The sequence below is a fragment of the Bacillus sp. FSL H8-0534 genome, assembly GCF_038005885.1.
GTDB classification, from domain to species: domain Bacteria; phylum Bacillota; class Bacilli; order Bacillales; family Bacillaceae_G; genus Bacillus_A; species Bacillus_A pseudomycoides.
On the sequence record NZ_JBBOUC010000002.1, the window covers coordinates 47,341 to 70,556 of the forward strand.

General features: G+C 32.8%; 21 protein-coding genes and 2 pseudogenes. 5 read left to right on the top strand and 18 right to left on the bottom strand.

The window, feature by feature from the left end; genetic code table 11:
• The first annotated feature begins 539 nt into the window (after positions 1-539).
• Positions 540-839: a DUF2089 family protein gene (locus MHH71_RS27240; protein WP_006097031.1), complete on the top strand. Its 300-nt coding sequence runs from the start codon at positions 540-542 to the stop codon at positions 837-839.
• On the top strand, positions 839-1,108 hold the full coding sequence (locus tag MHH71_RS27245; protein WP_006097032.1) for a hypothetical protein: 270 nt from the start codon (positions 839-841) through the stop codon (positions 1,106-1,108). The genes MHH71_RS27240 and MHH71_RS27245 overlap by 1 nt, the downstream gene beginning before the upstream one ends.
• Before the next feature lie 224 nt (positions 1,109-1,332).
• On the opposite strand, the gene ltrA is transcribed toward MHH71_RS27245, so the two are convergent.
• From ltrA to MHH71_RS27265, 4 genes are all read right to left on the bottom strand, one after another.
• Positions 1,333-2,982 (bottom strand): group II intron reverse transcriptase/maturase, encoded by a 1,650-nt coding sequence (ltrA, locus tag MHH71_RS27250; RefSeq protein WP_006096946.1) that lies wholly within the window; start codon positions 2,980-2,982, stop codon positions 1,333-1,335.
• A 626-nt stretch (positions 2,983-3,608) separates the two neighbouring features.
• Entirely contained in the window at positions 3,609-3,965 is a 357-nt protein-coding gene (locus MHH71_RS27255) for a DUF3221 domain-containing protein (RefSeq protein ID WP_078212160.1), read from the bottom strand.
• 103 nt (positions 3,966-4,068) lie between these two features.
• Complete coding sequence (locus MHH71_RS27260; RefSeq protein WP_006097670.1) at positions 4,069-4,224, bottom strand: hypothetical protein; 156 nt, start codon at positions 4,222-4,224, stop codon at positions 4,069-4,071.
• A 60-nt stretch (positions 4,225-4,284) separates the two neighbouring features.
• Positions 4,285-4,491 carry a hypothetical protein gene (locus tag MHH71_RS27265; RefSeq protein WP_033799569.1) on the bottom strand — a complete coding sequence of 69 codons (207 nt, stop codon included), beginning with the start codon at positions 4,489-4,491 and terminating at the stop codon, positions 4,285-4,287.
• A 194-nt stretch (positions 4,492-4,685) separates the two neighbouring features.
• On the opposite strand from MHH71_RS27265, the gene MHH71_RS27270 reads away from it, so the two are divergent.
• Positions 4,686-4,973 carry a DUF5316 family protein gene (locus tag MHH71_RS27270; RefSeq protein WP_006097672.1) on the top strand — a complete coding sequence of 96 codons (288 nt, stop codon included), beginning with the start codon at positions 4,686-4,688 and terminating at the stop codon, positions 4,971-4,973.
• 368 nt (positions 4,974-5,341) lie between these two features.
• On the opposite strand, the pseudogene MHH71_RS27275 reads toward MHH71_RS27270, so the two are convergent.
• From MHH71_RS27275 to MHH71_RS27305, 7 genes and pseudogenes are all read right to left on the bottom strand, one after another.
• Positions 5,342-6,187: pseudogene (locus MHH71_RS27275) on the bottom strand (IS4 family transposase); the annotation flags it as partial.
• A 145-nt stretch (positions 6,188-6,332) separates the two neighbouring features.
• Positions 6,333-6,557: a hypothetical protein gene (locus tag MHH71_RS27280; protein ID WP_033799409.1), complete on the bottom strand. Its 225-nt coding sequence runs from the start codon at positions 6,555-6,557 to the stop codon at positions 6,333-6,335.
• Positions 6,558-7,134: 577 nt separating this feature from the next.
• Positions 7,135-9,105 (bottom strand): ABC transporter permease, encoded by a 1,971-nt coding sequence (locus tag MHH71_RS27285; RefSeq protein WP_033799408.1) that lies wholly within the window; start codon positions 9,103-9,105, stop codon positions 7,135-7,137.
• Entirely contained in the window at positions 9,080-9,850 is a 771-nt protein-coding gene (locus MHH71_RS27290) for an ABC transporter ATP-binding protein (protein ID WP_006097161.1), read from the bottom strand. The genes MHH71_RS27285 and MHH71_RS27290 overlap by 26 nt, the downstream gene beginning before the upstream one ends.
• Positions 9,851-10,222: 372 nt before the next feature.
• Positions 10,223-10,909 carry an IS6 family transposase gene (locus MHH71_RS27295; protein WP_006097157.1) on the bottom strand — a complete coding sequence of 229 codons (687 nt, stop codon included), beginning with the start codon at positions 10,907-10,909 and terminating at the stop codon, positions 10,223-10,225.
• 709 nt (positions 10,910-11,618) lie between these two features.
• Positions 11,619-12,022: pseudogene (locus MHH71_RS27300) on the bottom strand (IS4 family transposase); the annotation flags it as partial.
• Positions 12,023-12,223: 201 nt separating this feature from the next.
• Positions 12,224-13,888 (bottom strand): M4 family metallopeptidase, encoded by a 1,665-nt coding sequence (locus MHH71_RS27305; RefSeq protein ID WP_006097154.1) that lies wholly within the window; start codon positions 13,886-13,888, stop codon positions 12,224-12,226.
• Between the two features lie 742 nt (positions 13,889-14,630).
• On the opposite strand from MHH71_RS27305, the gene MHH71_RS27310 reads away from it, so the two are divergent.
• Together MHH71_RS27310 and MHH71_RS27315 are read left to right on the top strand one after the other, a co-directional pair.
• Positions 14,631-15,275, top strand: coding sequence for a hypothetical protein (locus MHH71_RS27310; protein ID WP_006097153.1), 645 nt, complete (start codon positions 14,631-14,633; stop codon positions 15,273-15,275).
• Positions 15,276-15,580: 305 nt separating this feature from the next.
• Complete coding sequence (locus MHH71_RS27315; protein ID WP_340725660.1) at positions 15,581-16,153, top strand: tyrosine-type recombinase/integrase; 573 nt, start codon at positions 15,581-15,583, stop codon at positions 16,151-16,153.
• A gap of 100 nt (positions 16,154-16,253) precedes the next feature.
• Here MHH71_RS27315 and MHH71_RS27320 read toward each other — a convergent pair whose 3' ends face one another.
• The 7 genes from MHH71_RS27320 to MHH71_RS27345 form a co-directional block, all read right to left on the bottom strand.
• Positions 16,254-16,928 (bottom strand): S-layer homology domain-containing protein, encoded by a 675-nt coding sequence (locus MHH71_RS27320; protein ID WP_006097151.1) that lies wholly within the window; start codon positions 16,926-16,928, stop codon positions 16,254-16,256.
• Positions 16,929-17,968: 1,040 nt separating this feature from the next.
• Positions 17,969-18,538 carry a dihydrofolate reductase family protein gene (locus MHH71_RS27325; RefSeq protein WP_327844058.1) on the bottom strand — a complete coding sequence of 190 codons (570 nt, stop codon included), beginning with the start codon at positions 18,536-18,538 and terminating at the stop codon, positions 17,969-17,971.
• Between the two features lie 667 nt (positions 18,539-19,205).
• The gene (locus MHH71_RS27330) at positions 19,206-19,793 is read right to left on the bottom strand and encodes a hypothetical protein (protein ID WP_006096852.1); all 588 of its coding nucleotides are present in this window, start codon (positions 19,791-19,793) and stop codon (positions 19,206-19,208) included.
• A gap of 161 nt (positions 19,794-19,954) precedes the next feature.
• Entirely contained in the window at positions 19,955-20,260 is a 306-nt protein-coding gene (locus MHH71_RS30725) for an IS3 family transposase (protein ID WP_078212156.1), read from the bottom strand.
• A gap of 87 nt (positions 20,261-20,347) precedes the next feature.
• Complete coding sequence (locus MHH71_RS27335) at positions 20,348-20,485, bottom strand: hypothetical protein (RefSeq protein ID WP_006096850.1); 138 nt, start codon at positions 20,483-20,485, stop codon at positions 20,348-20,350.
• A 152-nt stretch (positions 20,486-20,637) separates the two neighbouring features.
• Positions 20,638-21,588, bottom strand: coding sequence for a hypothetical protein (locus MHH71_RS27340; RefSeq protein ID WP_006096849.1), 951 nt, complete (start codon positions 21,586-21,588; stop codon positions 20,638-20,640).
• A gap of 618 nt (positions 21,589-22,206) precedes the next feature.
• Positions 22,207-22,428 (bottom strand): hypothetical protein, encoded by a 222-nt coding sequence (locus MHH71_RS27345; RefSeq protein WP_016115623.1) that lies wholly within the window; start codon positions 22,426-22,428, stop codon positions 22,207-22,209.
• Between the last annotated feature and the right edge of the window lie 788 nt (positions 22,429-23,216).

A 23,216-nucleotide genomic window follows, 5' to 3' on the forward strand; every position in this document is an offset into this window, starting at 1 on the left:
TAGCCATCTAGCTAAGGTTTTTATATACCTCAAAAATGAAAAAAATTTTTTCTACAGTTATTTACTTTGAGAAGTCAGCGCATTTTTTTGTTTTGGGGACGTTATAAAATTCTTAAGTTGATGGATATGTATGGTGACCCCATGCCCATCAACTTAAGAATTTTCACTACCCCTAAATACAAAAAAACGGTATTCTTTCTCCTTGCATTCCGAAATTCGGCAGGTATGGGTATGTCGCCAAGCCGAACATACCAAAAACGAGGATTTAGGTAGTACGACTTGGACTAGCAATTGTACCTGCCGAACCGCCTAGATCTACTGTTCAAAAATAAGCTCTTACTCTATATTTTTATAACACGAAAAGGGGCTAGCCCCTCGCTTCGCTTCACCCCAGCTCTTACCTCACACCCAAAAACAAGGGGGATTAAACATAATTAAATAAAATATATGAATTATATTTAATAAAATTAAATATAAGTTTAATATTATTGAAAAATATACTAAGCTTATATTGAAAAAGTAAATAGGGGGACGGAACTGTGGATATTAACAATATTCCAAACTGGATTTCAGCCTTGGAAAATGAGGATTTAGAGTTTGTTAAAAACTTAGTACTTCATTCAGGTTCTTTAAAAGAGCTTGCAAAAATTTATGAGGTATCATACCCAACAGTAAGACTTAAACTTGATCGATTAATCGATAAAATAAAAATGAATGATGCCGTAGAAAACGAGGGATTTATTAAATTTATCAAAAGTCTGTCGATTGATGATCGGATAAGTGTAGAAGATGCAAAATTGATTATTGAAAAATATAAACAAGAAAGAGATGGGGAATAATGGTTCTTATTTATGCTGGTATTTTAGCTATTCAATTTTTCTTATCAAGTAGAAACAATATCTATTGGGGAGCAATTTTACCAGTAGCACATATTATATTTCTGACATGGTTGTTTATAACGAATCGTATTGAAAGTACTATTGGCTTTATCCTTTATCTATTATTAGGGACGCTTTTCTTATGTATAGAATGGAAACTAGGTAGAAAGTATTTTCATAAGAAGATACAAAAAGAATTGGATAAAATAAAAACCCTCAACATGAAATAGGGGTGCTCTACTTCAATAAAGAGTAAAGCGCCTTATTTACTATAGATGGTACCGCCAGCATTTCGGAAAAAAACACGTTAAGCAAAAATAAAATCAGCTGCCGATATGGACAGCTGATTGAGTCGGATAAGCGAGGGGCATCACTGCCCCTAACTCTCCTAAGAACCGTACGTGACAGCTTTCCCGTCATACGGCTCAAGCCTTCTTTTTATCCAAACAACTTCTTACTTGATGCAAGGTACATGTACTAGCTTTGTAACCTTATTTGAGTGTATTGGTAAATCACGTATAATAACCTTTTCTCCATTTTGTAGTGGTTGTCTGCATAACGCACAACGATACCCTTGTTTTTTCGCCAGTTTAATTCTATCTAAGGTATTTGTTCCATCAAAGACCTTACGGTCTCGCTTTTCCCAGTATTCTTTAAGAGTAGGGTCATCGGGACTGTTCTTATATAAGACCATCACATGCCGTTTAATTTTAAACCAAGGCATTTGTAAGAGCTGGATATTTGTTAGAGGACAGGTCGGAGTCCAAGATTCCTTGCCTCCGTGATGAGGCTTTTTGAAGTAAGTCTTCTTTATCCATTTCCATGATTTCTTAGGGTGCAATCGGATAAGATGTTTACATATTTTCTCGAAAATATAATGACCGATTTTATCATATGTCTTTTGAGATACGACATGTCTCCAATATTGTCCATACCCTCTAATAATTGGGTTTAACACTTTAATGAGTTCCCCAATAGGCTGTCCTCTCATGATGCGGAACGTATTCCTTATCTTTTCCTTTGCCTTCTTAACGCTATCTTTGCTGGGTTTAATCAGTAATTTATTCCCTTTCCACGTTTTGTACTGACGTACGGAAAAACCTAGGAAATCAAATCCCTCTTCAATGTGAGTCACCTTTGTTTTTTCAATACTCAGCTCAAGTCCTCTTTTATTCAAGTACGGTTGTATCTTTTCATATATGGATTGAGCCTGTTGTTTCGTTTCTGTTAAGACAACGAAATCATCCGCGTATCGAACAATCGCTATTTTGCATTTAGGATGAATTGCGTAGCTTTCATTGGATTTATATGTCTTTCGATATATAACGCCAAGTTCCTCCTCCATTCCGTGTAATGCAATGTTAGCTAGAAGCGGGGATATAATTCCTCCTTGCGGAGTTCCTTCCTTTGTTTCAGAGAAAGAATGTTGATCTATATATCCAGCCTCCAACCATCGCTGAATCAGTGTTTTTCCTGGAAAACTGTAAGTTTGTTTTCGTATCCAATGATGACTTAGATGGTCAAAGCATCCTTTAAAATCACCTTCAAATATCCACTTTTTCTTACTGTTTGTGTTAATCTTATTAAAGATATTACTAATGGCATCGTGTGTACTCCGCTTCGGTCGGAACCCGTATGAGGCGGGGTCAAATCGTGCTTCCCATTGCGGTTCTAGCGCCGTTTTCACCATATTTTGATAGACTCTGTCTTTGATAGTTGGAATACCGAGAGGTCTCAGTTTTCCGTTTTTTTTAGCGATATAGGTTCGTTTCGCTGGCTTGGGAAGATGTTGAAATATACTGAGCCTCTTTAGCTGTCGGTATAATTCGTTTCTTTTTCCAGAATGAAGTGCTGTATAACCGTCTACTCCAGAGGTACGCTTTCCGTTATTCTGTTGTGTTACTTTTCTAATGGACAACAGTAAGTTAGCTTCACTCCGTAGGAGTAATCGTTGAAGTTTCCTGACTCTTCTAAGTTTCTTTTGTTGTTCGGCACGATAAATTCTTTGTCGTAGCTTCATCACATACTTTTGGACTGTATGCCAATCTACTGAATTCCAATTTGTATATGAAGCGTGCGCCGACGCTCGTTCTGAGGTGTTCATAACTGCACGCTCCTTTTCATCAAAAGTTAACCACAAATGTATTTATGTGTTGAAGACCTATGGGAAGTGGGCCCTCTTTCAAGTCTGTCATAATGTGTTCAAAAGGACGACAGTATCCGTTCAGTTATACATTTTTGCTTTCCTGTTACCTTTCGGTATAACGGCATTTGCTTTCTCCCATATCCCATACCCTCTGTTACATCGTTTGACCTTTCGATCTCTCTACTGTTTATACAGATAACATAGGGCTTACCAAGTTCCACATTCCACAGATGCGATAGGGTTAGGCAGGTTCTTTACTCCGAGCAAGATGCGGGACGCAGCACAGTAGTATTATGACCCTACTTTTCCTCTTGCCAATACCCAAGCAAAGCCATGCATTATCTTGAGCTAACGTTTACGAAGCTTACAAACCTTCACTCTCGTTTACCATACCTATCTTCTCCTAGCAGTGTTCCGGACCATGCATTTGTCCTCTGTTTCCGCATTTCCTCATGCAACCTACATTCCCGTTACCAGAAATACAGTTTCGGATGGAGACCTTCTTTGCGTCTAGAGGGGTAGCGTAAGCTACACTGTGGGAATGCAACTTCTTGTCGCACCATAATGATCGTTATTGGAAGTAATTATTCGCTGGAGGTTTTAGGCAAAAGTAATTTCCCAATCTTTTCAATACATGACGCTTTTGCCTTAGCAGGAGAGCTTTCTTCTATTCCTCCTTCTATCCAAACACCAACTTCTTGATCCAATCCATAGTTTTGTATCTCGTCATTCTTAGGAATCCGCACCCATACCTTTCCATAATCTTCAGTGTAGATGAGTATTCGTTTATGTTCCTTATCTAGTTTGACAATTTTTCCTTGAAAGGTAAATGTGTCTTTTCCTTCGCTTTTATTATTTACCATTGATTTATTACAAGCAGAAAGAAGTAGTATTGCCAATAGTATCAAAATTAGAGCATGGTAAGATGGTTTGTTAAACATGATCAACCTCCATTAAATTTTGTATCACTTGGGGAGAAAATACAGTTGTTAACTTTAAGTGTTATTAGTTAACATTATTCTCGTTATTGGAAGTTAAAGTTAGCTAAAAGCTTTTGAAAACTAAATTTAGTACGACAAATAGGATAACTATGATAATAACGATAAATGCTTCTATGACGTACTTTTTAGCTTCTTTTGCTAATTGTACTTTTTCTCTATATTTCTCTTGTATTTCTTTCTTTTTATCTTCTGATTTCATATAGACTCTTTGAGAAATGATTAATCCATAGCAAACGCCTTTCATTGTTTAAGAGAAGGTTTACTGTTCTTTATATTTTTCTGGATCATTAACAAAGAAACGAACTTCTCCACATGTAGAACAAACATATGGAATTACTTCACTATACGTTGCATTTACAACAGCATGTTGGGATGGTCTATTCAAAATACCAACACTGCCTCCCACAGCTTTCAGAAGGGATTTTGTCAATGGTATTTCGCATTGATTACAAATCTTTTCTTTCATATAGTTTCTCCTTCATATCTAATCATTTTCCTTATTGTACCATTTAGAAAAAGTTATATGTTGTGTAATTTTGGTTGTATATCGTATACAAACTCGGTTAACATAACGTCTCATTATCGGAATTTGTTTAAAAAATATACACTTAATAATATGGTATAATGTGGATATTATTTTTTTTTGAAAGAGGGATCATAATGATAAAGAGAGGACTCATTTCAGGAATACTCCTATTACTTATCGTATCTGTAGTAGCTTATTTTAGTCGGGATTGGAGCTACATTTATTATGTATGTGGAACTTTCGGATTAATTAGTATTGGGTTAGCTTTAGCTTACTTCATTGATAGCTTAATTTTAGGTAATAAAGGAACTCTATTTTCAAAAAAGGAAACGCGTAAAATTGGTCGTATCAACCAATCAAAAGGTTTTTTAATAATGGCTATTCCAAATCTTATAGCAGCACTAGTTTACATCGTTATTTAATGTATATCGTATACAAATCTAGTTACCATAACACTAAATTATCGATAGCAAGGACAAGGAGGATCCCTACTCTCACAAAGGATCCTCCTTTTTTTGTTCTATGGATCTATGCATTTTTTTATACATTCCTATCCTGGCATGGTTTTAGGGTTCTCGTTTGTTACTGGATTAGCCGAAAAACTGTATAAAATCTTACATGCTCTTAGCGTGGTTTTTTTCCGAAATACTGGCGGTACCCCATCGCTATCAAGCTAAGAAATACAAATACCCCCAAAACGAGAAAATTGACATCTTCATGTGAAAATGTACAATTTTTTTGTTTTTGGGGGATTATAAAATTTTTAAGTTGATGGGCATGTGGTGGTACCCCTTACAAGAAGCTTTTGATACATTCCAATATAAATCTCAGGAATTTCATATGTTTCACCTGACTGTAATTGATCAATGAATTGCTCCATATCTAATTGGATGTACTCAGAATGCTTTTTTATTGTTCCATTTTGAAAGTATTCTGGCTCTTTATTCTTCCGATATATCCGTGTATTGAGCTTTAATCTTGAAATAAAATAAGCATCATTCTTGTCTATAGTATGTAGATCTTTTAAATCGAAGTATCCTAAATCCCGTATACATACATCGTTCGGTTGAAGAGTCGTTAAACAAGTAGAACCATAGGCTTTATCATTGTGTTTTCCCGATCCGACATGAACATGTAGAAACTGACCACTTAATAAATCGTATTCTAGTTGAATTTTCACACCAGCACTTTGACCACTACCTCCTGAACCTTGATATGTAGAAGCAAATTTATCTGGAACCTGAAAATGTGTGGAATCCAATATACGAATCCGACGAAAGTAGTTTATATACGATGTTAGAACCTGGCTAGATGAACAAAATTGGTGATGGAGTAACGAGGCTAATATTTGTTGTAACAACTTTACAGCTTGAGAATTAAAGCGCTGATTGAGTCCTTCTGAACTCATAGAAATACCTGTGGTAGCTTCTAATCGACTACATAGTTGTGTCAATGAAGCGTTTGCTATGTTTTCACTTAACCAAACACAAAGAGCTACTAAATCTTGTGCACGATATTTACTTTTTCGTTGAACAAATCCTATCTCTCTAGCTAATTGTTCTAAGGCATCAGGTGACATATATCGTTGTAACTCTTTAGAAAACAATTCTAATTTATCAAAAGTCGATAAGTTCATGCCAAAAACGCCATCCGTTCCTATGATTCTACAGAAAGAATAACGTATTTTTTCATTTTAAGGAAATTTAGTTTTGTTATCTTTCCTTAACAACAAACAAGACGCCACCCAGATCACGGTAGCGCCTACGATAATTACTATTGGTTTAATCATTAACAAGTATATCTGGACCCTTTTTCAACATATACGCAAAACCTGAAATAAATACGATACTAAATATAATAATGGAAGACCACATATTAAAATGAAATTCTTTACCTACAACTAAATAATAGATGTTATGGACCAAGAAATTAGCACCTATGATAATCCCACCTAACATTGAACTAATTACAAGGCTTATTAAATAAAATTTGAGCTTCTGAAACATTTCCCCTCTACTCCTTTTCTAAAATCAACTTTATTTAGGACGGTTTAGAAAATTATACCATTTATTTTTTCTAATATTCTTAAACCTATAATATATTTAAGGTTATTTTAAGAGAAGAAGGATTGCCTACCCAAATGTCCATTTTGGGGTCCCACTACATGCCCATCAAGCTAATGAAACTGGTTGCCCCAGAACAAAAAAATGTATATTTTCACCTGGAGATGCCAATTTTCTCGTTTTGGGGGTATTTGCCTTTATTAGCTTGATGGCGATGGGGTATCGCCATCATTTCGGAAAAAACCCACGCTAAGACTATTTTCTATCCAAAATAATTCCTTACTAATACTAAACTTCATTTCGTTGCAAATCCAATTAATAATGTGTGTGTATTAAATTGATATATTAATAAATTTAAAAACGATCTTCTCTCTAAAAAATTCGTTTAAAAAGAAGATCGTTTTTCTAATTTTTGCATCATATTACAAAACAAATTAAAATACGTAACTATGTTGAGTAACATTGAGCTGAAAAATATTTTTCCGTTTAAATGGTAAATATGCTTAAACTACATGGCGTATTAGCGTGGTAATTGAATTATCTGACGCAAATAATTTCTTCGGATAATTAAGAAATAAATGATCTGTACGCATATAAAACTTGTGAATATAAGAATGGAATTTCCTGTAACAGATAAATCTATATACTTACGCTGCGCTAAATATTGTAATGCTACAAAGGCCACGCTACTATGAATTATCGCAATTACAATTGGTACAAAAAACAATATGCTAATTTGTTGTGTGACAATTTTCTTTAACTCTTTTTGGGTTAACCCTACTTTAGAAAGCATTTCATACTGTTTTTTGTCTCGATCTAAATCTGTAAATAGACGGAAGTACAAAAAGCTGATCGCAAACACAAAAAATACAATCCCTACTAATACACTAATGATAGACAGAAGTCCATTTTCTTGTTTTCCTTCTAACCACTGTAAAAATAAGGATTCAAACTTATAAGGTGGATTCATTTTTTCGCTATCATAAGGGAACATCTTCATGAATTGTTTAGAAATATCTTCCGTTTCTGGCCAATTTTTAATTAAAAATCCATATTGTGTATATTGATTGTGTTCCTGTTTTTGTAATGGTGGCGTATTGATAATTTGTTCGTAAACGGAATCAGAAACAACAGAAATAAAACCAAAAGAAGGGCAAAGTACATTATCCATTAATATTTTTTTACCAGAAACATCGATACGTATATTCCCTTCCTGCAGTGTAAGAGACGAAATTTCTTTTTTAAATTCATCTTGGGATTCCCCTCTAAGCCTACTTTTTGATGGAAGAATGAGGCTGTCTTGTTCATTCTGCAAAGTTTCAACAGGATATCCTAGTATTTTAGCGGATGCATTATAATCAGTAAGCTTCATGATATCTGCCATATTTTCTGTTGTGAAAACAGTAGGAGAGATCAATTTATAGGAAAAGTCAGCATTATTCAATTGTTTTTTTATCTGAGCAATATGAGATGCTTCCTCCACATTTCCCTTATAAGATGTATAACTAAATGCATAAGGAGTCTGAGATTGTGCGAATGTACTGCTTCCTACAGCAAGACAAACACCAATAGAAGTAAAAGCAACAGCAGAAAGAATACTCACTAGAAATAGCGTTTTCGCATTATCTGTCATTCGATACGCTAGCTCTGAAAGGGTTAACAGATTGGTCTTTTTAAAGAAAGTATGTTGACGCTTCTTCAATGTTTGGATGAGATAAAAGCTAAGTTGGGTAAATAAAAAGTATGTTCCTACTACAGTGAAAAAGACGCAAGCTAACATGACATATACAAAACTATTTCCTTTCCATAACGCAGTATATAAATAAAATGCTGATGCATATCCTATACCAATAAAAAGAATAGAGAGTAAAGCTAACCATTTAGATGACTTTGGTTCTGGTTTTGGTTTTTCTTCTGATTTCATGAGTCCGATAAGCTGAGATATTTTCATCATTCGCGTAGTGTACAAAGAAACAACTATAAATAGAATGAGGAACGAGAGACCTGTTATTAGAATCGCTTTGTATGGAAAATAAAATGGAAGACCACCTTTTAATGCCAAAAGGGAAGCGCTCAGTAACAAAACTAATTTTCCAAAAACAAGTCCAAGTCCAATACCAACAAGAATAGAGCAACACCCAATGAACATATTTTCAATAAAGATCAGTTTGTGTAATTGGGAGTTAGCCATACCATGGAGCATTAAAATTCCAAATTCTCGCTTTCTTGTTTTTAAAAACGCAGTGACAGAATATAGAATGAAGAAAAAGGAAAAAAATATAATCAAATATTGAGCTATCTTAAATCCTTGTGTGCCCAAAGCACTCATGGTTGCACTTGTCGATGCAAGTTTCCCAGTGAAATAAGGGTGAAATGCAAGTAACTCGAAAGTGAAAAAAATCATAACAGCAAATGTACTACTTAAAAAATGACCGATATATAATCGTTTATTGCGAATGACGTTATTACATGCGAATTGACGAAAATTCATGTTGATTTCCTCCTAGTAAGGACAATACATCTATAATGTTTTGATAAAACATAGAACGAGTATCACTACAATAAATTTCATTATAAAATGTACCATCTTTAATAAAGACCACTCGGTCGCAGTAACTCGCAGCCATTGGATCATGTGTCACTAACATCATGGTTGCTTGTTGTTCCTTGTTTAATTTCGTTAATAGTTCCATTACATCACCAGCAGCTTTTGAATCTAAGTTCCCTGTCGGTTCATCTGCAAGAACTAATTGAGGAGAATGAATGAGTGCACGAGCAATCGCTGTTCGTTGAGCTTGTCCGCCTGAAATTTCATAGGTTCGTTTATTTAAAATTTTCCCAATACCTAATTGGTTTGAAATTAGTTCTACTCGTTTGTTCATTTCTTTCAGATTTACATTGTCTAATGTAAGTGGAAGAAGAATATTTTCTTTTACTGTTAAAGTATTCAAAAGGTTAAATGATTGAAAGATAAATCCTAATTCACGACGCCGAAATAGTGCTAAGTCATGAGAGGACAAACGATAAGGGTTCTTGCCATTAATCAATACTTCCCCCGATGTTGGCGCATCAATAGTAGAAATCATATTGAGGAAAGTAGTTTTTCCACTTCCAGATGGCCCCATAATTCCTACAAACTCCCCCTTATTTATCGTCAAATCAATATTTGAAAGTGCTTTATAGGCTGCTTTTCCTGTGTAGATTTTACTTAAGTCGCGAACCTGTAGTATGTCCATGTGAGTATGCCTCTTTTCTTGTAGTTTATGTTAATGAGTGTACCTAAACTACAATATTTTTCATATTGAATTATCTTTCATTTGTCTTACACACCTGAAATGCTTCTGAATATTTCGAAATAAAAACAAATTTTAATGGTTATATTTAAACAGATTATCACTTTATATGAAATAACATCTATATATGTTTAAAAGAAACAAGGACTCTTGTTTAGCCTGCCCATACAACACAATTTAGAACAAACCGGGTGATTACTTATGCAACACAACTTACAGAACAGGGTGAGACAGTGAATATAGTAGAAAGATTTTCTTGGTTCTATTGCAAAGTTTGAAAAAAGCATAAACAGGTTGGTAAATGAAGAGCAATGTTTAAGAAGTAGCTAGTAATTGTTGAAGTTCATTGTACGTTGAAAAGGCGGAGTCTCTTTGAAGACTTCGCCTTTGTTTATATAGAGCATGAATGGTTTCAATACCTTTTATCGTACGTGAAGCATGACGAAGATTTCGAAATCCTGCGGATTTAGCAAAACGTCTCTTTACATGCCTATGATCCTGTTCAATAAGATTGTTTAAATGCTTGATAGTACAATGGATTGTAGTTTGATAAAATCCTTGTTTTCTTAATTTGTTAAATGCGCAAAGTAATGCTGGCGCTTTGTCTGTAGTGAGAACCGTTGGTTCTCCAAAATGGTTTACTAATCTTTTCATGAAGGCATAGGCAGCTTGATGATCTCGCTTTTTACGAAGTTGAATATCTAATGTGTGTCCCTCTTTATCAATTGCACGATAGAGATAACGCCATCCTCCCTTAACTTTGATATAAGTTTCATCCAAATGCCAAGATAAGCGTGCAGATTTATTTTTCATTTTCCAAATTTGATAGATGAGATTGTCATATTCATGAACCCATCGCATGATGGTTGTTGGCTGAACTGAAATACCGCGTTCTTTCAGGATTTCAGAGACATCGCGATAACTTAAAGAAAAACGGCAGTAGTAGCCGACAGCTACTAAAATAATATCTTTCTTGAATTGTTTTCCTTTAAAATATCTCATGTCTGATTCTCCTAGATCCTGTTTTCTAGAGTGTAGCTTCATGTAGAAAACTTTGCAACAGAACCCTCATGCTCATCAATTTAAGAAATTAATTGTTCCCAAAAACAATAAAAAACTCGATTTAAAATCAGGTTGGAAATAAAAGTAAGCCTATGACCTGTTTTTTCACGTATCTCGGCTGTACCCCCCAATGGGTGATCGGGTGATCCCCCTTGATTAAGCTTTATTATAAACATAAAATGTAATTAAAAGTATATGGGAGAAATATATGAAAAATAGACCGTGGTATTTACAAAGTAAATTTTTATATACAATATGTTTAATACTACCATTAATAGGGTATATAATTGTTTTGTCTAATAAAAAAAAATTCACACATGAAGAATGGCTACCATTTCTTTTAGTAGCAACAATTATGACTGCTTTTTGGTTATTAAAATTCCTTCCAACTAATATGTTTTTTATAGGAATAATCGTAACCATTATAACAATATATATAGTTATCAAAAATTAAATCTGTACCGTCAATATTTTTGTGTGTAACTTGTTTTCTTAAGTTGATGGGCATGGGGTAGCACCACATCGTCATCAAGCTAAGGTTATATGATTTTAATTTCAAGTGATATTTTTTATTGCTTCTAAAGATCTAGTATAGGTTATTTAAAGATTTGTATACCAAATAAACCCTATCGGGTTTCGTTTTTTTAGATTATGCTACATGATTGTGAGACATAGAAAAGTTGTATACGACACCTAAGATATCAAAGACTGTTTTCTTCTCATACCTATGGGATTTTCGTCCGTTTTTATGTAAGAGATTAAACAGCCGAAACAATATTCTTGTTAATTCTTGGGTGTCTTTTTGTAGAGCTTGATAAAGAAGTAGAAAATAATCTTTAATAATATAAATCGCTTTATATTCGCTTTATATTCGCTTAATTCTCGTTTCTTCTTGATGAGGAGTAATTGACGCATTTGAAACATGGTGGAGGAACAAAGAAGGATACTTATTAATTGTCCGTATAAGTGACATTCTAATCGTTCTAATTTTACAGAATTACAATGATGAATACGAAAAAATGATTTCCATGTTTTAAAAATCCTATCTCTCTGGCTAATTGCTCTAAATCATCAGGTGACATATATCGTTGCAACTCTATAGAAAACAATTCTAGTTCATCAAAAACGCCATCCTTTCCTATGATTCTACAGAAAGAATAGCGTATTTTTTCATTTTAAGGAAATTTAGTTTAGTTAGCTTGATAGCGATGGGGCGGTACCCCATTTCAGGGATCTTTTTATGTTAAATAAAAATTATTTAACACCAACAGCATCAAATGCTTTATTTACAGAAGTAACCTCAGCTGATTGTGTTCCATATAAATCTGCGGCTGACTGTACAAGGGCTTGTCTTGCTTGAGAAAATGTTGCCGATTCTGTTAGATATTGAGTATTTGCGCGATAAAAGATTTTACCCATTTTATCTTTACCAATACCATTTACAGTTACCCCATAATGAGTACCACCCTCTGCAACGAGATACGCTGCTTTATTGATAATCCCACTATTTGTGTGTACTAATTTGCTTTGATTCGTTCCTGTATAACGTTTAGAATAATGGTCTGGATCACCGTATTGTGTTGGATCGCTCATAGAACGAAGGGCTTGACCTGATTGGAAGAATAAATCTTCCCCAATTAAATAATCAGGTTTTGAATTATTATAATATTCAATTAATGTACCGAAAATATCTGACATTGCTTCATTAAGTGCGCCAGATTCATCTTGATATATTAAATTGGATGATGACTCTGTAACTGCATGTGTTAGTTCATGGCCAACAGCATCAATTGCGGCTGTAAATGAACGTGTTGATCCATCTCCATCCCCATATACCATTTGTTTTAGTTCCGGACTCCAAAATGCGTTTCCATACTGTTGTCCAAAATGAACAGATGAAACAATTTTAGCCCCATTTCCGTCATAGGAGTTTCTTCCCTGAACTTTTTTATAATAATCATATACCATTCCTGCATAAGTATGAGCATCTACAGCTGCTTGTGCATTTTTGCTTGTAAAACTGTTAGTGTTATTACTAAAAAGGACACCTGGAAGAAACGAAGTGTCATCATCACTTCCTTGATTTTGTGCATCATACGTATAAATTCCCTGTCCACGCGTTTTATCTGCTAAATAATAAGTATTATTAGATTTTAAGAGGTTCAAATTTTGGGTATTTCCAAATGAATCTTTCCCTGTCCCAGTTGTTACTGTTTCGGTAATATTTCTTGGATTTTTTGCTGCATGTAAGACTTCAATATGGTCTAGGATTTTTCCAGTCTCTGCTTCAACAAAATAATCATGGCTACCTGGTTGTGGGGATAAAAATCCTAAATGAACATAATATGCATAGGATACTGTGTCATCTTTTGCATATACTACAAGTTCAGATGTTGGTTTCACATCATAGTTTGGTTTAAATCCTAGTTCCTTTTCAGCAAAGGACACTGCTTCATTGGCAGAAATTTTTTGATTTGGTTGTTGTAATTTTTGGTCTAAATCAGGAATAACAGTTCCTGAAAAAACAGTTAATACTCCTTTATTATCAACATGTGCAACTTGTGTAGATCCCCATACTGGAACACCATTATATGTTTGTTGTAATCGAACAACTTTTGCTCCTAACGTATCATCTTCTTGTTTCTTTACAGTGAATGATTCTTTAGCACTTTTGGTACCTAGTTTATATTTATCCTTATTTTCATCAACATATCGAAATACTACATCCTCAGTTTTTGTTGAAGATGGTGTAGTCAGCTGTCCAGAAATAAACTCTGTAGACTTGATAGCCTCATTATACTTCTCTGTAGACAGCACATTATTTGATGTAGCTGCATAGCTAGATGTCGGTAAACTAATTGATGTAGCAACAATACCAGCTGACAATAAAACTACTAAACTTTGTTTCTTTGTTTTCATATTTCTTTCTCCTTTGTTTTTACATCCTGTTTTAAACAGAATATTTATATTTTTTGAAAATTATATATATACATATACATTCTGTAAAGGTAGTCAATTGTAAAAAATGGGAAATAATTCATATTATTTCAATCTGTTTACCTGTAATTTTGGTTGTACAAGACCTTAAAGTGTTGAGTTTTCTAGATTTTCATAATAAATATGCAATTTTGCATATTCGGGTCCCGCCACATGCCCAGCAAGCTAAGATTTTGAATTGTCCCCAGAACGATTATTTTTGGGACAATCGAATAACAAGTGACTTTCGCCTGTTTTTTGTAAAAAAACTTCCCCAATACTCATCTCAAAAACTATGTTCTTAAAACGTACATTTATAATTTATTTTCTTCACAGCAAAAAAGATAAGATCAAGGACTCGATCTTATCTTTAGCATAAGGAGAAAACAATAGGGTGATAACCATCACATTTCTATTATATTATAAATTCTGGAAATTTTTAATATTAAAACCATAAATAAATATGATATCTATATTGAGAAAATTAGTTATAAAAACAATAAAAATGAAAGTAAACTTTTGAATATTAATTTGCTTTCATTTTTAAAACACTAAATTTCAATGTTCTACTTTTTTAATATGTAATATTGCATACAATTTATAGTTGATAATCATTATTACTGTAACTATAATAGTTACAGTAAGGTTAATATTAAAATTACAACATGAATGGAGATGTTATAAAATGGGTATGAAAAAAATCATTTTAGCTGGTGCATTAGGAGCCGCAGCACTTGCAGGAACAAATTTACCAGGATTAGAAGTAACAAAAGCTAGTGCAGCTTCTATTGAATCAAATATATCAACAATTGAAGGTCGTGTAGTTGAGATTAGTAATAATGTTATATTTGTAGAATCAAAACAATATACAGATCCTATCAGTATCAATTTTGATTCTATACCAAATGTAAAAATAGGAGATCAAGTAAAAGTTACTGGTACAATGATGCGTAATTTTACTGAATATATGATTGCAAATTCTATTGAAAATAAATCATTAACACCAGGAATGCATTTAAAAGAAAATGGTCGACCTGATTATGTAGTAGGAGAAATTAGTGAAAAAGGAAAAATTGATGAATACGTAGACGTACCTATAGATTATGTACTTGTTAAATATCCTAAAATCAACGGTGGAGATGAAATTCTAGAAGTTTACTTAACACAAGGACAAAAACTTAATGTCGGTGACAAAGTTAAAGTAAATAATATGGAATTTGCACAATGGGGTGGAAGTTCTATAAATTGGAGCATAGAAAACAACATTGAAAAAATTCAAGAATCGAAAACTCCAAATCAAACTAATGATGATCAATGGATTTGGTCTTAGTAAAATATTATTATTTATTTTAGTTATTCTTTTCTATTAGTTATACCAACCAACAAATATATAAAATCCTAATGTATTTGTTTAAATTGTTTGACCATTAACATTAGTACTATCTAAAAAAAGAACTTGTAGTCCTTCTACAAGTTCTTTTTTGTTTTTTTACAAAACTGAAAATAAACTTTTGAATATTTGTTTACATTCATTTCCCCTAAAATATTGACTTCACCCCAATTCCCCTGATATCCTCAAAATTAGCAAGAAAAGTATACATTCAAAACGATATAAATAAAGAGGTACAGAAACAAATGAACAAAAAAACACATCTCATTGATGTCCAACCCATCCGAAGTAAAGATCAGATTGAAGATATGAAATGGGCTCTTAAACGTCACTGTTCAGAAAGAGACTACATCTTATTCACGATTGGGATCAATACAGGTCTACGAGTAAGTGATCTACTTCAATTAGAGACTCATATGATTTTAAAATTAAAACGAAAACGTAGAAAAGAATTAAAAGTAAAAGAGGGAAAAACGAAGAAAGAACGGATTATTAATCTTACTTCTATTTTTGACGAAATATATCAATACGCCCAAACAGTAGAAAATACCTGGTTATTCCCTTCACGTAAAGGAAATCAACCCATTAGTAAAATCCAAGCCTATCGACAATTGCAAAAAGCCGGAGACTTTGCCGGTGTAGAATCCATTGGGACCCACACCATGCGCAAAACCTTCGGTTATTGGTTCTATAAACAAACAAAAGATGTAGCAATGTTGCAAGACATACTAAATCACAGTACACCACAAATTACTCTTAAATATATTGGAATCAATAAAGAAGAAAAAGATAATGTACTAGATAATTTCTATATCTAATCACATATGATCAACATAAGGAAAAATTTGATATACAATCAGATTTAAAAACAAATTCCTGCAAAGAAAAAACCAACTCGTATGAGCCAGTTTTAAATAGTTAGTTTATTTGGAGCGGCTTTGATGATGCTGAGATAGCTTTATATAAGAATACAGCCAACTGTTCACGTGTTACGAAACCCTCTGGATCAAATTTGTTATCACCTATACCACTAGTTATACCATTACTATATAAAATTTTAATCTCTTCACTTGCCCAGTGACCTTGCGTATCATTAAATTGATGATCAAATTTCCTAGTTAATCCAAAGGCAGTTCTAAACGAAACTGCAATTTCTGCTCGTTTTATATCGCGCTTAGGATCAAATTTTTCATCCTTCAGATAAGGAAAAATGCCATTATTGTATACTGCCACAATTTCCTTTTCAAAATTTGAACCATCTATGTCATTGAAAGGTTTAAGATTCTTATAAGGACCGTCAGGAACCTTAATCATTCTATATAAAAATACTGCTAATTCTTCACGTTTCACTTTATCTTTGGCACCAAAATAACCATTACCAAATCCTAGCATTATATTATGATCAGCCATGTACTGAATCTCTTTATACGCCCAATGCGATTGAGGTACATCTATAAAACTACTTGTTTGAGCGCTCGCTTCTTTTATATTCTGATTTGAGTTATTACTTGTTGTTTCAGCAAAAGAATTCTGCGCAAAAAAAGTCGAACCAAGTACCGCTGCACATACACCCGAAATAATTAATTTTTTCATTTCTTTCTCTCCTAATTATTATAATAATAAATATCTCTATATAATTATATATATATATAATTATATAGCAACAAAAATTTATTTTTATATTTGGATAAAACAAATATATTAATCAAAAAAAGAATCCCTTATTTCTTTTGGGATTCTTTTTCTAATTTCTAAGACTGCTCACACAAATGATCTGCACATCAATTCTTCTTTGATATACAGATCATTTGTATGATAATTTTTATAAATAATTGCGGAATAATAAACTTACATAAATGCTTTTAAAAGCTCTTGTACGAATGGAAGTACTCCACCTAAAAATTTTAAAACTGCCATTGCGATTGCCATGTTATTTCCTCCTCTTTTAATTTCTGAATATTAGGAATTATATAAATTCATTATATTACAGACTTAAGAATATAACAATATCTTTTTTTATTCTCTCTAAGATTTCGAAATATGCCCATAACAAAATTTTTTACGCCACATTTATTCATGATAATTAAGTTCACTTTTTTCGTTTTGGGGTGGATTTGTTTTCTTAAGTTGATGGGCATGGGTACTACCCCAACAAGACTTTTTTATTATTTTTTGGGACCGATATTGAAATAAAATCGGATCATGGCATTACGTTTTTGCAAAGTATTTTCTTTGATTTGGAAAATATTATAATGTAATTTATATAAGGAGATTTTTAAATAGAGTGATAAAACATGTTAAAAAAGAAATCTGATCCTATATTGAAGATAATTTTGATGGTTGTTGCTGCTGGTATAATAACTCTGACTTTTTTCTCAGACCAATCTAATACAATGAAATGGTTAATGCGGACTTGTTGGACCATTATATTTATCTATTGTAGCTTTGAAATAAAGTTTGATTAAAGAGGATTCTTCCTTAGCAGATTTATGTTTGGGTTTTTATAAAAAAGTTTAATTATTTTCTACCTATGTTATTCAAGAATCGCGCCTTATTGTTGAAGAAATGACAATTACTATCGAGTATTTCTTAATGATATTTATTGTATTTTATCTTTGGAATGTGCAATATTATTAATTCTCATTCAAATGATAGATTAGTTGCACAACGCCAGAGGAGAACGTTCTTGTATTAACCATTTTTAAATTCAACCTCTGCTTTATATCAATAAACAACGGTTTTCCTTCTCCCAAAATAACAGGGTGAACAGATAATCTAAATTCATCCACAAGCCCTAAATTGATAAATGTTGTAATTAGACTTGCTCCGCCATATAGCCATATGTCTTTACCAGACTTTTTCTTTAATTTATTTACTTCTTCAAGAATATTATCATTTATGAATATTGCTTTATTATCACTCCCTTTTTGTGTTCTAGAAAACACATATTTTTCTTTACTGTGAACTAATTCCCAAACTTCTTTTTCAGCTTTGGTACCTTCAATTCCTGGAGTAAATTGTCCCCATAAATCGTAGCTTTTTCTTCCATATAAAATAGTATCAATTTGATTTAAGAAATCAATAAACCCCATCTCAGAGTCCATGATACACCAATCAACTTCCCCATTTTTCCCTTCAATAAAACCATCTAAAGTAACTGCTAAATCTAAAATTATTCTTCTTTGTCTTACGTTATTGGACATAATTCTTCCTCCCCTTAATCATTTATATATTGTTTCTCCCGCCAAGTTTTTTTAAAATCCACACTATTATTTTTATAAAAATCCTTCGTATGTCTAATCTTTTATTTTTTAACTTATTATCATACACCCTAATCATACAATTGAAACAAAGTGTTTTCAGTAACTAACTAATGGATGATTAGGGTTAACCCATAATAGACAATGACAAGCTCTTTATTATAAACAGACGTAACGAAACCTAGTTATAAGTTCAATAGGTTGCGTTTGGAAATAGAAGTCAGCCTATAACTCAAAATTACACGTATCTCGGCTGTACCCCTAATTAAATCCCAGAGTGGCCCCTCATACCCCGAATCGTTTCCGTACCCCATATATCTCCACTTGGATGGGAACATATTACGTTGACAGGTGATTATGTGTGGGACTTAAACCAAAAAACAAATTTCAATAATTTAAGACCATTACGAGACAAAAATCCAGTTGTATAGAGATAATAAAGCTCTTTAATTTTATCTTCAGAAAGGCAATAACCTCACATCAACAATATGATGGGAGGTTATTAAAGTTATTTAAAATTTGTTTTTTGTTTTAATGGTTTCGATTTTTGCAAATAATAATGTTGTTTAATTTGAGAAGCGAATATTAAAAACATAACCCTTCTTGATTGCTACTTTACGATTAGTTCCTCATATTGATATCGAGGGTCTAATGTGATTGTACCGTCTTTACTCTTGACAACACGAACTTTATTACCAAAATCCGCACTATCATACGTTTCACTCTTTACCCATACCTTATCGTATTTACCATCTACAAATAATTCTAATGTTGGATGTGTGAAGATGATTTTCTCTTTTTCAACATGTTTACCTATGATTTCTGCTTCCATCGGTTTACCATCATCTATCAGTTTACTATTCTGATACCCCTCGATAATAGGAAATACAACGAACAAGATAAAAAGTACACCAAAGACGGTTACTTTCTTTTTCTTACTCCATTTCTTGTTTTCCTTCTTCTTCACTTCGTCTTCTTTTAACTCTTGTAAGATTTCTTTTATTTCTTCTATTTCTTCTTTTAGTTCTTCTAGTCCTTCTTCGTCTTCCTCTATCTCATATACATTATCCTTAACCAAACGAATGTTAGGATTGTTTTCTTTTATTTCTTCTAAGTCTTCTTCTGTTACATCAAACTTATAATGTACGTTTCCGTCTTTATCAACTACTCGAATGTGAACGACTTCTTTCTCCGACATCTGACCTACCCCTTTTAGAATAACTTTCTTCTTAACTATAAAAATACCGGAATATCCCCATTCTCATCATACAGGATAAAAAGTATAAGTTCTAATTAATACCATTTTTCAAATCATCTATTTTATTTTTGAAATGACTTTATTATTTTTTAACAACTTTATTATTCGTGAACATGAGTTCGATATTCGTATGGACTTAGGTTTTTTAATTTCTTCTGAAAACGATGATAGTTATAAAAATGAATATATTTATGTACGGCAAATTTAATTTCTTCTACTGAACGAAATGAACTCAGATTAAAACACTCCGCTTTGAAATGACTGAAGAAATTCTCCATACAAGCATTGTCCCAACAATTCGCCTTTCTGGACATACTAGCTTTCATCATATGTTTTTTTAGGAAATCATTATATTGGCGTGAAGTATACTGGGAACCCTGATCACTATGCAAAAGAATCCCTTGCACGTTTCGTTGTTTTTTTCCTTGTTTAACGTATCAATAACTAACTGTATATCATGACGATGGCTAATATGATAAGCCACAATTTCATTATTATAAAGGTCCTTTATGGCAGACAGATGTAGCTTTTTCCCATTGAAAATAAGCAAGTTCTTCTAAAAATACAGGTGTAACATATCGTTGTAATTCTTCTGCAAATGGTAGTAGTTCATCTTGAATCGAGAGATTCATAAGAAAACGTCATCCTTTCTAATTTAGCTTGTTTAGAAAGGATAACGTTTTTTTGTATTTGAGAGTATTAAAATCTCTTGAATTGATGGGCATGTATGGTGATCCTATATGGATGAGATAATAAAAAAGCTAGCAAAATGCTAGCTTTTTTATTATTTTGAAGTAAGTGCAACTAAAACATCTACTGGATAGTCAACGGAGTTTTTCACTTTATATTCTGTCGGACTTGTAAGACCCTTAAATTGATCACCAAGTTGACCGAAAACATTATCCCAAATACCATTTTGGTCAGACGTCCATTTTTTTAATTTTTCCCCTGGAATAACTGAATATGTAGCTACCTGTTGATATAATGCAGTTCTATATTGATCATATGCATAATCAGTCTTTGGATTAAAGTCAAATGTTTTTGTAACTGTATTTTCTGAATTTAAAGTAATACCATAACCAAAACTTGCAGTTAATGATTGATTTACTGTTGCAATCCCCTCAAGACCTACTTCCATCCCAATTGTATAAGATAACCCTACAGTTACATTATGCGAAATACCACTTGTAACCGCTTTGCTCCAATGATAACCTGAATTTTTATCTACTATATTTGAATCAATTAATTTCCAATTTACTTCTTTTTTCAATTTAGTATCTTCTAAAATTGGATCAGTTTTAGGAATTGCTATTGTATATAATACGTCTCCTTTGTTACCTGTTTTTTCATATTCTTCTCCAACGTTAAGCCAAGTACCATCAGCTTTTAAAATCTTATGTTTAGAATTAGCATCTATTTTTAATCCATAAACTCTTGCTCCATTACTCTTAGCAACAACATCTACATATACATAATCAATTAATTTTCCATCTTCTGTAGACACATGCCATTCACTAGGAAATTCTTCATAAGGACCTGTAGGAATGTAAGGAAGTTGCGTACCATTTTTAACAACCTGAGCTGCTGTCATAGGTGCTTTTGATCCTTGTGAATCTACTACAATTGGAAGATTTCCTACATTCGTAGTAGTATCCGCTGAAGAAAATCCTGGTGCTACAAATAAAGCTGTACTTAATACAAATGCTGCGGGAATTATTTTTTTCATACGATTCATGATATATCTCCTATTCTTTCAGTGTTTCTATAAAATTATAAAAATGAAATTATACTGTACATTGCTTATAATTTTACTGTGAAATAAAATTAAATTACCTTTGATATGTTCATCTTATTATAAAAATCTTTCAAACTACTTTCATAAATGTTACAAAAGTCTTTCATTGATTTTAAAGGCTTTGAAATTTCTAAAATACATTTATCAAACTCAAATTATAGTATTTAATTTCAGGATGATCCTTGAACCCAATAGTCGTTTTCGTTTTACTTTATGACATAAATAACTTTTGCCATGTGTAAATGTATTTGTTGTTGGTGATTCACATATGCATCAAACCATAAAATATAGCCAGCTGTAATACATTGTTCTAACAAGCTTTTCTAAAAATGAAGAAGTAAGATGTTTATGTAATTCTTCAGCAAATAATAGCTAGGATCTATGCCCATCAAGCTAAGATTTTGAAGTACCCCCAAAACGAAAATTTTGTGCCTTTTATAGCAACAAAGTTCATTTTTTTCGTTTTGGGTTTAACCTGCTCTGTTAGGTTGTTTTACATGTGGTGCTTACCCCATGTAAAACAAACCCCGCCCTTTAGAAACGGGCTTACATCACTGCTTATGTACAACACAGTGTAGCATCGCTAAAGGCATCTTCGGGAATATATACCTTACCATCTTTTATTTCATACGGAATGTTATTTCTTTTTAGTTTAGCTGTATCGACAGTGTCAACAGTGCTACCCCATTGTTCTAACTTACCGTTGTACTTTTGACAAGCAGATAACACTAAAAGAGCTGTAAAGCAGAAAAATAGATTTCTAAAACGATGTTTCTTCATAATACCCCTCCTCTTCCTTGATTGTGCCATTCGGAAGAAACGATTTGTCATAAAAATTGGATGTATATTCCATACATGCAAGGTTCACATAAAACCACTTCTCGGTAGCAAACATGTTAATGCCGTAATTACATAAAGAAAAAGAATCCCTTATGATTTCTGGGATTCTTTTTCTTGTTTAAAGTTTGCTCACACAAATGATCTGCACATCAATTCGGTTTTGATATACAGATCATTTGTATGATAATTTTTATAAATAAGTGCAGAGAATTCTATTACATGAATGCTTTTAGAAGTGTTGCTACTAATGGAATTACTCCACCTAAGAATGATAAAACTGCCATTGCGATTGCCATATTATTTCCTCCTCTTATTTTGTATAGTAAGGTAATAAACTTACATGAATGCTTTTAGAAGTGTTGCTACTAATGGGATTACTCCACCTAAGAATGATAAAACTGCCATTGCGATTGTCATATTATTTCCTCCTCTTGAAATTTCTGAATATTACGAATTCTATAAATTCATTATATTACAGATTTAAGAATATAACAATATCTTTTTTTATTCTCTCTAAGATTTCGAAATATGCCCATAACAACATTTCTCACGCCACATTTATTCATGATAATTGAGTTCACTTTTTTCGTTTTGGGGTGGACTTGTTTTCTTAAGTTGATGGGCATGTATAGTGACCCCATGTAGGTTCTATATCTCTATCAAATGGTTTTTGCACCAGAACCCTTCAAAGTCTTAGCTTGATAGGCATGAAATTCATACCAAAGTCC

Coding starts and splice junctions, on each gene's coding strand:
- MHH71_RS27265 (WP_033799569.1), bottom strand. CDS start 4,491: ATGAAAGAAAAGATTTGTAATCAATGCGAAATACCATTGACAAAATCC.
- MHH71_RS27285 (WP_033799408.1), bottom strand. CDS start 9,105: ATGAATTTTCGTCAATTCGCATGTAATAACGTCATTCGCAATAAACGA.
- MHH71_RS27340 (WP_006096849.1), bottom strand. CDS start 21,588: ATGAATCGTATGAAAAAAATAATTCCCGCAGCATTTGTATTAAGTACA.
- MHH71_RS27310 (WP_006097153.1), top strand. CDS start 14,631: ATGGGTATGAAAAAAATCATTTTAGCTGGTGCATTAGGAGCCGCAGCA.
- MHH71_RS27325 (WP_327844058.1), bottom strand. CDS start 18,538: ATGTCCAATAACGTAAGACAAAGAAGAATAATTTTAGATTTAGCAGTT.
- MHH71_RS27260 (WP_006097670.1), bottom strand. CDS start 4,224: ATGAAATCAGAAGATAAAAAGAAAGAAATACAAGAGAAATATAGAGAA.
- ltrA (WP_006096946.1), bottom strand. CDS start 2,982: ATGAACACCTCAGAACGAGCGTCGGCGCACGCTTCATATACAAATTGG.
- MHH71_RS27295 (WP_006097157.1), bottom strand. CDS start 10,909: ATGAGATATTTTAAAGGAAAACAATTCAAGAAAGATATTATTTTAGTA.
- MHH71_RS27315 (WP_340725660.1), top strand. CDS start 15,581: ATGAACAAAAAAACACATCTCATTGATGTCCAACCCATCCGAAGTAAA.
- MHH71_RS27245 (WP_006097032.1), top strand. CDS start 839: ATGGTTCTTATTTATGCTGGTATTTTAGCTATTCAATTTTTCTTATCA.
- MHH71_RS27305 (WP_006097154.1), bottom strand. CDS start 13,888: ATGAAAACAAAGAAACAAAGTTTAGTAGTTTTATTGTCAGCTGGTATT.
- MHH71_RS27290 (WP_006097161.1), bottom strand. CDS start 9,850: ATGGACATACTACAGGTTCGCGACTTAAGTAAAATCTACACAGGAAAA.
- MHH71_RS27335 (WP_006096850.1), bottom strand. CDS start 20,485: ATGAATCTCTCGATTCAAGATGAACTACTACCATTTGCAGAAGAATTA.
- MHH71_RS27270 (WP_006097672.1), top strand. CDS start 4,686: ATGATAAAGAGAGGACTCATTTCAGGAATACTCCTATTACTTATCGTA.
- MHH71_RS27345 (WP_016115623.1), bottom strand. CDS start 22,428: ATGAAGAAACATCGTTTTAGAAATCTATTTTTCTGCTTTACAGCTCTT.
- MHH71_RS27255 (WP_078212160.1), bottom strand. CDS start 3,965: ATGTTTAACAAACCATCTTACCATGCTCTAATTTTGATACTATTGGCA.
- MHH71_RS27280 (WP_033799409.1), bottom strand. CDS start 6,557: ATGTTTCAGAAGCTCAAATTTTATTTAATAAGCCTTGTAATTAGTTCA.
- MHH71_RS27330 (WP_006096852.1), bottom strand. CDS start 19,793: ATGTCGGAGAAAGAAGTCGTTCACATTCGAGTAGTTGATAAAGACGGA.
- MHH71_RS27320 (WP_006097151.1), bottom strand. CDS start 16,928: ATGAAAAAATTAATTATTTCGGGTGTATGTGCAGCGGTACTTGGTTCG.